Here is a 10,988-nt window from a genome sequence, read left to right as displayed (position 1 = left end):
TGCTTGTAAGGCAGATGCTCTCCCAGCTGAGCTATACTCCCACATATATTGGAGCGGGTGAAGGGGATCGAACCCTCACAGCTGGCTTGGAAGGCCAGAACTCTACCATTGAGCTACACCCGCATATTAAGTTTAATGACTCATAGGGGATTTGAACCCCTGTTGCCGCCTTGAGAGGGCGGAGTCTTAACCACTTGACCAATGAGCCAAAGTAATTTGGCTATCAAGCTTATCAATTTATCTCAACTTGTGAGATATTGGACAAGTATTATATTATCAAATATAGAATTAAAAGTCAATAGGTTTTTTTTGTTTTTTTTGTGTATTTAAATGCAATATTTAATTAAATAAATTTATAAAGATTATCTTAAGTTATATTATATTTTTCTTAAACTACTTTTATTTATTTTTACTTTGCTTTATAATTTATTATAGACAAAATTCATTTTTCTTTTTATAAGTGTTGGTGAATGGAGGAATTAAAATGAAAAAAGTATTAATAATGACCGCTTCAACTGGAGGGGGACACAATAGAGCCGCTAAAGCTATAATAGAAGAGCTTGAAAAATTAGATTTTCACGGCCAAGAAATTGAATGTAAAATAGTAGATAGTTTTAAACTAATAAATAAAACAATAGACAAGGTTATCTCAGAGGGGTACGAAATATCTGCAAAATATACACCTTCTGCGTATGGTAAAATATATAACCTTTCAGATAAAAAAATATTTTCTATTAATGAATTTAAAAATAATCCGCTTTCTCTATTGATGGCGAGAAAGTTTAAAAAACTTATATTAGAGGAACAACCTGATTTGATAATAGGTACTCATGCATTCCCTTTAGTAGCGCTAAGTAAACTTAAAAAAGCAGCTAGAGGTGAAGAGCTTGATGAATTATTCTCAGACTTTGCTGCAAATTCAAATTCATGTGAGGAAGTCTTTAACTTTCCAAAGTTGATTTCAGTACTAACTGACTATACTGCTCACTCTTCATATTTACAAAATGAAATTGATTACTATATATGTGGAGATGAATATGTAAAAGAACTTCTAATAGAAGATGGAATATCAGCAGACAAAATTATGCCATTTGGTATACCTGTTGAAAAATCCTTTATGAGCAATAGACCTAAAGAAATAGTATTAAACGAACTTGGACTAGATCCTTCCAAAAAGACTGTTCTTTTAATGGGGGGTAGTTTTGGTGCTGGTAATATCAAGGGTACTCTTGATGAAATAGCGGCTGTAGATAGAGATTTCCAAGTACTTGTAATTACAGGAAGAAATGAGTCTTTAAAGAATGAACTATTAGATAGAGTATCTGAATACGAAACAGATATAAGAATAAAGATACTTGGATTCACAAGTATTATGAATGATATTTTGTCATCAGTAGATTTATTAATTACAAAACCAGGTGGTTTGACTACAACAGAAGCACTGATTAAAGAAGTTCCTATGGTAGTTCCTTATTACATACCTGGTCAAGAAGGCGAAAACTTAGATTTTCTAACAAACTGTGGTGTAGCAATAAGAACTACAAATAAATTTTCTATAAAATCTGTTATAAAGGTATTGCTTGATAATCCAGATAGACTTTATAGAATTAAGGAAAACATGAGAGGTATAAAAAAATTAGATGCTGCTGAAAATATAGCAAAACTCTCATTTGAAATTTTTGAAAGCCATTACGTTAACTATGAAAGACTTTCTAATGAAATGAATTCTTTTGACTTCTTTGATAAAAAATATCTTTCATTAAAAGGTTCACATCATTTTTTTGATGTGTTTAATGCTAGATTAAGACTATTATAATAATAAGATTATAAAAAATAAAGGCACATAGCTATAGCTATATGCCTTTTCTTTTTATAATTTTAATCTACTGGTGGTTCGTAATCTTCTTCTCCCAAAGGTGGTTCATAATGGTCTTCTTCATAATCATATTCAAATCTTCTTTCATTATTTCTGAATACAGAATCTTTCTCTGAGTCTTTATTTTTTAACTTACTTTTAGAAGAATCTTTTTTGTTACTATATTTCTTTTTTACTAATAAATCTAGTGCTTTATTTTCATCGTATTTGTCATTTTTCATATTAAAAACTCCTTTTACAACTAAAAATAGCTATATCTCTCTTCTACCTTCTAGAGCCTTAGAAATTGTAACATCATCGGCATATTCCAAATCTCCTCCAACAGGCAACCCATGGGCAATTCTAGTGACTTTTATTCCCATCGGTTTTACTAATCTAGATATATACATTGCAGTAGCTTCTCCTTCTATAGTTGGATTAGTTGCCATTATTATTTCACTTACTCCATCTCCAAGCCTTGATAAAAGTTCTTTTATATTAAGCATTTCCGGACCAACACCATCCATAGGAGCTATTACACCGTTTAATACATGATACTTACCTTTGTAATCTTTTGTTCTTTCCATTGCTGCTACATCTCTAGGATCTTCAACAACACAAATTATGCTTGCATCCCTATTTGGATTGGAACATACTGAACATATCTCTGAATCTGAAATATTACAACACACCTTACAGTATTTTATTTCTTTTTTTACATCGACAAGAGCTTTTGCTAAACCTTCTACATCGGCTGGATTCATATTTATAACATGAAAAGCCAACCTCTGAGCAGTTTTTCTTCCAACGCCTGGAAGCTTAGAAAACTCATTTATCAATCTATCAATTGGTTCACTATAGTTTTCCATATAATATTTATCCTTTAATTAACCTATTAAAAAGGCAAGTTCATTCCACCTGTAAGCTTGCTCATCTGAGATTTTTGCATTTCTTCTATATCTCTTATTGCTTGGTTTACAGCGCTTATAATTAAATCTTGAAGCATTTCTATATCATCTGGATCCACAACTTCTGGTTTTATAGTCATATCCACTATTTCTTTTTTACCATTAACTTTTACTACTACTGCTCCTCCACCAACTGAAGCTTCTATTTCTTTTGACTCTAGTTCAGCTTGAGATTTTTGCATATCTTCCTGCATTTTTTGAGCCTGCTTTAGTAGGTTATTCATATTCATTCCTCCAGGCATTCCCCCTGAAAATCCACCTTTTTTTGCCATTGTTATTTCCTCCTATATTCCTCAAAAATATATTTATTTTTTATTTTTCTATTTCAAGACTGGTTCCAAGCACATCTTTTAACAACTTCTCATCTAAAGTTTCCTCTTCGTCGGTAGCTTTATCTGCTTTGTTGAAGTCCATTTTAGATATATTCGACTTAAGTATAAACCTTGGTTCAATATTAAGTCCAAAAACTTTTTTCATTATATTTTGAATATAAGTTTTATTTTCTGGCTCTTCCAATCTATCTAATGCAAATGAGAACTCATCACTAAAAATCACATATAATATTTCATTCTTGTATTTTAAGTCGCTCTTCTCTGCTAAAAATGCTCTTAGTGGCATCTTTTTATCTCTTTTCATCTGCTCTAGCAACTTATCCCATTCAGATATAATAGAATCTAACTCCTCATCATCTATTATATCAAATTTTGCACTAGGCTGCACATGTGTTTTCTCTTCTATATCAGTAGTTTCTACTGTACTATTAGGTATTTGTGTATTTATATTCGTACTAACTGTCTGTATATTTGACTTTATATTTATCTTTCCATCTTCAATTAATTTTTCTATATTTTCTATTCTTTTATATAAGGATTCGTATGAACTATCAGTTGATGGAGAAGATAATTTCATTATATATATTTCTAAAGCCATCCTCTGATTTGATGAATATTTTAAGTTATCTAGTAATTCTGATAGAGTATTTAATATTCTTATTATTTCATTCTTATCCATATTTTTGGATATTTCTTCCATCTGTTCTGTGTAGTCTTGCATAATTTCAGCAAAATTTTCAGATGAATTGAATATTTTTATCATCATTATACTTCTAAAGAAAGATACCAATTCTTCAACTAGTATTTTAATGTCTTTCCCCCACATAAAAAAGTCTTCTACTAATTCCATGGACTTGCCCACATCCGAATCTATAATTGATTTAGATAGTTCAAAGAGTTGATGCGGATCTGCAAAACCTAGTATATCCAATACGTCAGAAGATGTTATTTTTTCTGAACTAAAAGAAGTACACTTATCCAATATGCTAAGTGAATCTCTCACAGATCCATTTGCATTTCTTGCTATTATCTTTAACGCATCTTCTTCTATCTCTATACCTTCTTTTTGACTTATAGCACTCATTTTTTTCACAAGTTCTTCTATAGAAACTCTTCTAAAGTCAAACCTTTGACATCTAGAGTGAATAGTTGCAGGTATTTTATTTGGTTCAGTAGTAGCTAATATAAATATAACGTACGAAGGCGGTTCTTCTAGCGTTTTTAATAATGCATTAAAAGCCCCTTGAGAAAGCATATGAACCTCATCTATTATATAAACTTTATACTTTGAATTATTTGGAGTATATTTAACTGTATCCCTTAATTCTCTAATATCATCAACGCTATTATTTGATGCCGCATCTATTTCTACCACATCCAGATTTGATGAATCTAAAATAGACTTACATTCCTTACACTCATTACATGGTTTGTCAATCAGATTACTAGTACAGTTTACTGCTCTAGAAAATATTTTTGCAGTAGAGGTCTTACCCGTACCTCTAGTTCCACAAAACATATATGCATGGCTTATATTGTTTTCATTGACTTGATTTTTTAAAGTTTTGATAATGTGTTCTTGACCTATTACATCATCAAATACAAGCGGTCTATATTCTCTGTACAAAGCCTTATGCATAAATATCCCTCCAAAAAAAATAACAATCCCATTAACTGGGATTGTGAATTTATATGTTTAAACTGTACACCATCCATTGACAGCTACCTCCAATCGTTACCTATGTAGTTAGCTCCATGTAGGCTTCCCCAAGTCACATAAAAATGATCACTTACCGCTGCTTTCTTCCGAATCTGACGGGATTCATGGGTTTCTATTGCTTAGGACCTACACATCAACACTACTTGCATAGGTGCTGCATCACAAGTAAAACTGCCTACGGATGGAATTCAACCCCGCTAAAGCGGATTGCGGGTTACAGGGCACCGCTATCTCCCCATCTAGTACAGCAAAATTATAACCAATGTAGTTTAACATATTCTAATTTCAATCTAAGTTAATACATAAAATTGAAACTATAACTTTTATATGTATATATTTGTATATAATACATATAAAATAATATCACACACAAAAAAATTATTCAATAGAAATATAAATAAGTCGCTTTTAAATGTTCAACTAATTTACATAGACTTACATGAATTATCTTATTTTTTCTATTCTAAAGTTCACTTAATTTCTTTTCTATTTTTTTATTAGGTACAACCCACATTAATATCATAAAGAAGTTGACTACACAAACAAATATTGGATTTATCAAAACTCCTAAAATTAAAGCTAATATATTGAATAAAATAGATATCAAATTCTTTTTCCTAGATAATTCACGATTATATAAGATTTTACACTCTTGATTAACATCTATCAAGGAAAGTGATAGTATTAAATAGGCTATATCTGCCATCAATATTACCGTTCCATACATAAACTGGGGAATTAAACTAAATAAGTGCGTACTTATCCAAGCAGTTGTGAAAGGAAATAATGTAAGACAAAAAATCAATAGATTATTCGCCCATAAAACTCTAGCATTTACTGATTTTACCAACTGAAATAAGTGATGATGATTTATCCAATAAACAGCTAGTATTGCGAAACTAAACAAATAAACTAACAACTTGCGCTCTACTCCTGCCAAATCACGTATAGAATCCCCTACTGGTGGTGTCAAATTAAGTACCAGTATCGTCATAATAATGGCTATTATTGCATCCGTAAATGCTTCCATTCTACTCTTTGTCATATTGTGTATCCTCCTAATTTTTAACTACTACTATTATATCTTATGTTCTATAATTGAACATACAAATCTCATTATTTTTTTCTGTTTTTTTTATTAGGATATTGTATGTATTTTTCTTTTAATTCCTATTTTTCTTAAAATTAATATAATTCCACTCACAGGAAATAAACTAAGCAATTTATTTTGAAATCCTGTCAAAATAAGCATTAATTAAAAAAAAAAAAAACAATTTAAAAACTCTTAAAATGCTTGACTTAACTGGCTTATAGTGATACTATTTGATACAATTATATTTTTTAAAGGGGGTATATTTTTGATTCCAGAAATTCTAAATCTATCAAATGAAGAAATTTTCGCTTTTAAATTAAGCGACTTGTATAAAAATAATGGCTATAAAAAGTATTCGATGACTAAATTTGAGCCTTACGATATTTACCTAGAACACAAACGTTTTCTTAGCAATGAGGGCATACTTACTTTCACAGATGCAACTGGTCGCTTAATGGCACTAAGACCTGATGTGACTGTTAGCATTGCAAAAAATACACAATCGAATGTCAAAGAAGAAAAATTCTTTTACGACGAATATGTTTATCGTATAGGTAAAAATAGCAAGGAATGTCAAGAAATAAGACAAATCGGTCTAGAATACATTGGTGCTGAAGATATTATTTCAGAATACGAAGTTCTATCTTTAGCTGCTAAAAGCTTAGACTTTGTAAATAAAGATTATATTATCGATGTAGGTCACATGGGCTTTATATCTTCATTTTTAGATGAACTCAAACTTACAGAAAGTGAACAGATAAAAATTTTATCTATAATGGAACAAAAAAGCATACATAAACTAGAGAGTTTTGTTGCTAATACAGATTTATCTTCAAGTGATATAGATAGAATTATACAGATTATGTCTTTAGAAGGTCCATTTGAATCGGTTTTAAATAAAATAAAAAGTATCGATTGCAACCCTTATATGACAAAAGCTGTAAATGAGTTACTAGATTTATTTGAGTTACTAAAGTCAAATAATCTAGGAGAACATTTTTACATAGATTTCTCTATAAATAATGACTCTGACTACTATAATGGTTTGGTATTTAGGGGTTATGTTGCAGGATCACCTAGCTATGTTCTAGCAGGCGGAAGATATGATAAGCTGATGGAAAAATTCAGAAAAAAACATCCTGCTTTAGGTTTTGCCATATACATAACTAATTTAAAAAGTATTCTTCACAAAAATGAAAATAAGAAAATAACAGAAGCTATACTTGTATATAATGATGCTGATAAAAATACAGTAATGGAATATCGTAAAAAACTTCAGGAAAAACATAAACAACTTTTAATTCTAAAACATATGCCTGAAAACATTCCATATGAACACTTATATATTATCAAGAATGATGAATTGGAGGAATTATAGATGATAAACATTGCTTTACCTAAAGGTAGATTAGGAGACAGCGTATATAGCATGTTTGAAAAAATAGGACTAGAATGTAGCGAAATACTTTCAAATACCAGAGCACTTGTATTTGAAGTAAAGGACAAAGGTATACGATATTTACTTGTAAAACCTTCTGATGTAGCTATTTATGTAGAACGTGGAACTGCTGATATCGGAGTAGTCGGTAGCGATATACTGGCTGAAACTTCTGCTGAAGTATACGAACTTTTAGACTTGGATATAGGAAAATGTAATATGGTAGTAGCTGCAAAAAAAGATTGGACAGATGATTTAGATTTGCCATTGAGAGTTGCAACTAAATATACCAGGGTTGCTTTAAAATACTTTGAAGAACAAAGTAGACCTATAGATATAATAAAACTAAATGGAAGTATAGAATTAGCACCGCTTCTAGGATTGTCAGATATAATCGTAGATATAGTGGAAACTGGAACTACTCTAAAAAAGAATGACCTAGTAGTTCACCAACATATAATGCCAATAAGTGCACGTTTAATAGCAAACAAAAGCAGCTACAAATTTAACTATGACAAAATAGATGAAATATGTAAAAAAATGGGAGAGTTGGTATGATAAAGATATTTAACTTAGATGATATAGGCATAGAAGAAATCCTATTACGTGAAGACTCTTCTCTAGATGAAAAAATTGAATTAGCTGTAGATGAAATAATCGATGACATAAAGAGAAACGGTGATTTAGCAGTAAAAAAGTACACAGAAAAATTTGATAAAGCTAAGATAGATAGTTTGGTCGTTAGTGAAGATGAAATAGAACTTGCTTGGAATAATGTAGATCCTGATTTTATATCTATTTTGAAAGAAGCTGCTGAGAATATAGAGCTTTTTCACAGTAAGCAAGTAAAAAATGATTTTATATGTGATAGTGGTAAGGGACGTATTACAGGTCAAAAAGTAACTCCCATAAATCACGTGGGAATATACGTACCTGGAGGAACGGCAAGGTATCCAAGTACTGTTCTTATGAACGCTATACCAGCTAAAATTGCTGGAGTAAATAACATATCTATAGTTACTCCACCAAATGAAGATGGGAGTATTCCAGATGTAATACTAGCAGCGGCTAAAATTGCTGGAGTTGATAATATATACAAAGTTGGAGGAGCTCAATCTGTTGCAGCTCTTTCATATGGAACAGAGACAATTCCAAAAGTAGACAAAATAGTAGGTCCTGGAAATATATTTGTTGCAACAGCAAAAAGAAAAGTTTTTGGTAGAGTGGATATAGATATGATTGCTGGTCCAAGCGAAATTTTGGTACTAGCTGATGAAACTGCCAACACATCATATATTGCTGCAGATATGCTATCACAGGCAGAACATGATGAACTTGCAAGCGCAATATTAGTGTGCACAAGTAAACAGCAAGCATTAGAAGTTCAAAGTGAAATAGAAATACAACTAAAAAATCTTAAAAGAGAAAGTATTGCAAGAAAATCAATAGAAAATAGAGGAAAAATAATAGTCGCTAATAATATTGACGATGCTATTGACGTCGTAAATGTAATCGCACCTGAACATTTAGAGATATGTACAGATGACCCTTTCATATATTTAAATCAAGTAAAAAATGCGGGAAGCATATTCCTAGGAAACAATGTGCCTGAAGCCTTAGGCGACTATTTTGCCGGTCCAAATCATACATTACCTACTAGTGGAACAGCTAAGTTTAGTTCCCCATTATCTGTTGATGATTTTGTAAAAAAATCTCAATTTATATATTATTCCAGAAAAGCCTTGGAAGAGGTAGAGGAAAAAGTGTCTAGATTTGCTAGAGAAGAGGGTCTAGAGGCCCATGCAAAATCCATAGAAATTAGATTTAACAAATAAATAATTTATAAAGGAATGTGAAATGAGTAGATTTATAAATGAAGAACTTAAAAATATACCTCCTTATGTCCCTGGTGAACAACCAAGAGACATAGATAACTGGATAAAATTAAATACAAACGAAAATCCATATGAATATAGCGATAGTTTTATATCAAATGTTACAGATGAAATTAAAAATCTTAGATTATATAATGACCCAAAATGCACACGTTTATATGAGACTCTTTCAAATACTTTCAAAATTTCAAGTGATATGGTATATGCCGGAAATGGATCAGATGAAGTTTTAGCATTTTGCATGATGGCATATGGAAAAAATGGAGTTGCTTTCCCTAATATTACATACAGTTTTTATTCTAATATGTCTAATGTAGCTAGAGTAAAACATAGAAAAGTACCTTTAATGGATGATTTGTCAGTAAATATAAATGATTATAAAGATTTATCTGAGACTATAATACTTGCAAATCCTAATGCACCTACTGGACTAGCTTTGAGTATAGATAAAATAAAAGAACTATTAGAGCAGAATAAAAACAGATTAGTAATAATAGATGAGGCATATGTTGACTTTGGAGCTGAGAGTTCAGTTTGCTTGCTGAATCAATACGATAATTTATTGGTAGTTGGAACAATGTCAAAATCACGTTCACTAGCTGGAACAAGAGTAGGATATGCACTAGGTAATTCAGAGCTGATTAATGATTTAAATACTATCAAGTATAATTTTAATCCTTATAATGTAAACACTCTATCCCAAACGATAGCTAGAAAAGTCTTTGAAAATAAAAAAGACTTTCAAAAAAGCGTAGATAAGATAATATCTACCAGAGAGCGCATATCTAAAGAACTTATAGATTTAGGATTTGATTTGACAGACAGCAAGGCTAACTTTATTTTTGCAAAATGCCCTAATGATAAATTGGGCGAATATTTTTATGAAGAACTAAAAAGTAAAAAAATCCTTGTAAGATATTGGAACAAGCCTTTTATAGATAAATATATACGTATATCTATTGGAACTGACCAAGAAATGGATAAATTAATAGAAGCTCTAAAAGATATTATTTAATAATATCGATAAAGTATAAAAATAAATTTACAATATAGAACATATTTTATTTTAAGAAGGTGATTATTATTAAAAGAGAAGCTAATTTGACTAGAAATAGTAAGGAAACTCAAATAGAAATATCATTAAACTTGGACGGAACAGGTGAATATGATATACATACAGGATCTGGTTTTCTAGATCATATGTTGGAACTTTTTGCTAGACATGGTAGATTTGACCTTAGCATAAAATGTGTAGGAGATACCCATATTGACTATCACCACACAACTGAAGATATTGCAATGGTGCTTGGAGATGCTTTTCAAACTGCTCTAGGGGATAGAAAAGGAATATGTAGATATGGTGAAATATCTATACCAATGGATGAGGCGATGGTAATGGCTGTAGTTGACTTGTCAGGAAGATCATACGTAGTAAATAACCTACAAATTCCAACTGAAAAAGTAGGTAACTTCGACACAGAATTAATTAATGAGTTTATGGTTGCTTTTTCTAGAAAATCTAAATCAAATATACATTTTTATCAATTTGCAGGAACTAACAGTCATCACATAATAGAAGCGGCTTTCAAAGCACTTGCAAGATCTCTACGTAAGGCTGTATCAATTGATGAAGAATTTAAAGATGAAATTCCATCTACAAAGGGTATTCTAGATATTTAAATTTTAA

At 30.8% G+C, this 10,988-nt stretch carries 11 protein-coding genes, 2 tRNA genes and 1 other RNA gene; 6 read left to right on the top strand and 8 right to left on the bottom strand.

From position 1 onward, the window contains the following. Positions 1-49 precede the first annotated feature (49 nt). Both C0982_RS08360 and C0982_RS08355 read right to left on the bottom strand, forming a co-directional pair. Positions 50-123: transfer RNA gene (locus tag C0982_RS08360), tRNA-Gly, on the bottom strand. A 13-nt stretch (positions 124-136) separates the two neighbouring features. After that, positions 137-208 (bottom strand) — tRNA-Glu (locus C0982_RS08355). Between the two features lie 276 nt (positions 209-484). On the opposite strand from C0982_RS08355, the gene C0982_RS08350 reads away from it, so the two are divergent. Further along, positions 485-1,816: an MGDG synthase family glycosyltransferase gene (locus C0982_RS08350; protein WP_101773768.1), complete on the top strand. Its 1,332-nt coding sequence runs from the start codon at positions 485-487 to the stop codon at positions 1,814-1,816. 62 nt (positions 1,817-1,878) lie between these two features. Here C0982_RS08350 and C0982_RS08345 read toward each other — a convergent pair whose 3' ends face one another. The 6 genes from C0982_RS08345 to C0982_RS08320 form a co-directional block, all read right to left on the bottom strand. After that, positions 1,879-2,097 (bottom strand): hypothetical protein, encoded by a 219-nt coding sequence (locus tag C0982_RS08345; protein WP_101773767.1) that lies wholly within the window; start codon positions 2,095-2,097, stop codon positions 1,879-1,881. A gap of 30 nt (positions 2,098-2,127) precedes the next feature. Beyond that, the gene (recR, locus tag C0982_RS08340; RefSeq protein ID WP_101773766.1) at positions 2,128-2,724 is read right to left on the bottom strand and encodes a recombination mediator RecR; all 597 of its coding nucleotides are present in this window, start codon (positions 2,722-2,724) and stop codon (positions 2,128-2,130) included. Between the two features lie 26 nt (positions 2,725-2,750). Continuing rightward, positions 2,751-3,095: a YbaB/EbfC family nucleoid-associated protein gene (locus tag C0982_RS08335; RefSeq protein WP_101773765.1), complete on the bottom strand. Its 345-nt coding sequence runs from the start codon at positions 3,093-3,095 to the stop codon at positions 2,751-2,753. Positions 3,096-3,135: 40 nt separating this feature from the next. Then, positions 3,136-4,794: a DNA polymerase III subunit gamma/tau gene (dnaX, locus tag C0982_RS08330; RefSeq protein WP_101773764.1), complete on the bottom strand. Its 1,659-nt coding sequence runs from the start codon at positions 4,792-4,794 to the stop codon at positions 3,136-3,138. 62 nt (positions 4,795-4,856) lie between these two features. After that, positions 4,857-5,123, bottom strand: an RNA gene (gene ffs / locus C0982_RS08325) — signal recognition particle sRNA large type. Between the two features lie 215 nt (positions 5,124-5,338). Beyond that, a complete protein-coding gene (locus C0982_RS08320) occupies positions 5,339-5,920 on the bottom strand; it encodes a TMEM175 family protein (protein ID WP_101773763.1) in 582 nt (193 codons plus the stop codon). A 313-nt stretch (positions 5,921-6,233) separates the two neighbouring features. Between C0982_RS08320 and C0982_RS08315 the strand changes: the two genes are divergently transcribed. Genes C0982_RS08315 through hisB form a run of 5 tightly spaced genes read left to right on the top strand, consistent with a single transcriptional unit; the run spans position 6,234 to position 10,981 of the window. Beyond that, a complete protein-coding gene (locus tag C0982_RS08315; protein ID WP_180946918.1) occupies positions 6,234-7,346 on the top strand; it encodes an ATP phosphoribosyltransferase regulatory subunit in 1,113 nt (370 codons plus the stop codon). Then, complete coding sequence (hisG, locus tag C0982_RS08310; protein WP_101773761.1) at positions 7,347-7,964, top strand: ATP phosphoribosyltransferase; 618 nt, start codon at positions 7,347-7,349, stop codon at positions 7,962-7,964. After that, entirely contained in the window at positions 7,961-9,241 is a 1,281-nt protein-coding gene (hisD, locus tag C0982_RS08305) for a histidinol dehydrogenase (RefSeq protein WP_101773760.1), read from the top strand. The genes hisG and hisD overlap by 4 nt, the downstream gene beginning before the upstream one ends. Before the next feature lie 22 nt (positions 9,242-9,263). Continuing rightward, the gene (gene hisC, locus C0982_RS08300) at positions 9,264-10,316 is read left to right on the top strand and encodes a histidinol-phosphate transaminase (protein ID WP_101773759.1); all 1,053 of its coding nucleotides are present in this window, start codon (positions 9,264-9,266) and stop codon (positions 10,314-10,316) included. Between the two features lie 59 nt (positions 10,317-10,375). Beyond that, a complete protein-coding gene (gene hisB, locus C0982_RS08295; RefSeq protein ID WP_306456942.1) occupies positions 10,376-10,981 on the top strand; it encodes an imidazoleglycerol-phosphate dehydratase HisB in 606 nt (201 codons plus the stop codon). Positions 10,982-10,988: the final 7 nt, after the last annotated feature.

Origin of the sequence: Peptostreptococcus faecalis (assembly GCF_900240845.1) — a bacterium.
Lineage (GTDB): Bacteria > Bacillota > Clostridia > Peptostreptococcales > Peptostreptococcaceae > Peptostreptococcus > Peptostreptococcus faecalis.
The sequence above is the reverse complement of the archived record's forward strand: the minus strand, read 5'-3'. Positions and strand labels throughout refer to the sequence as shown.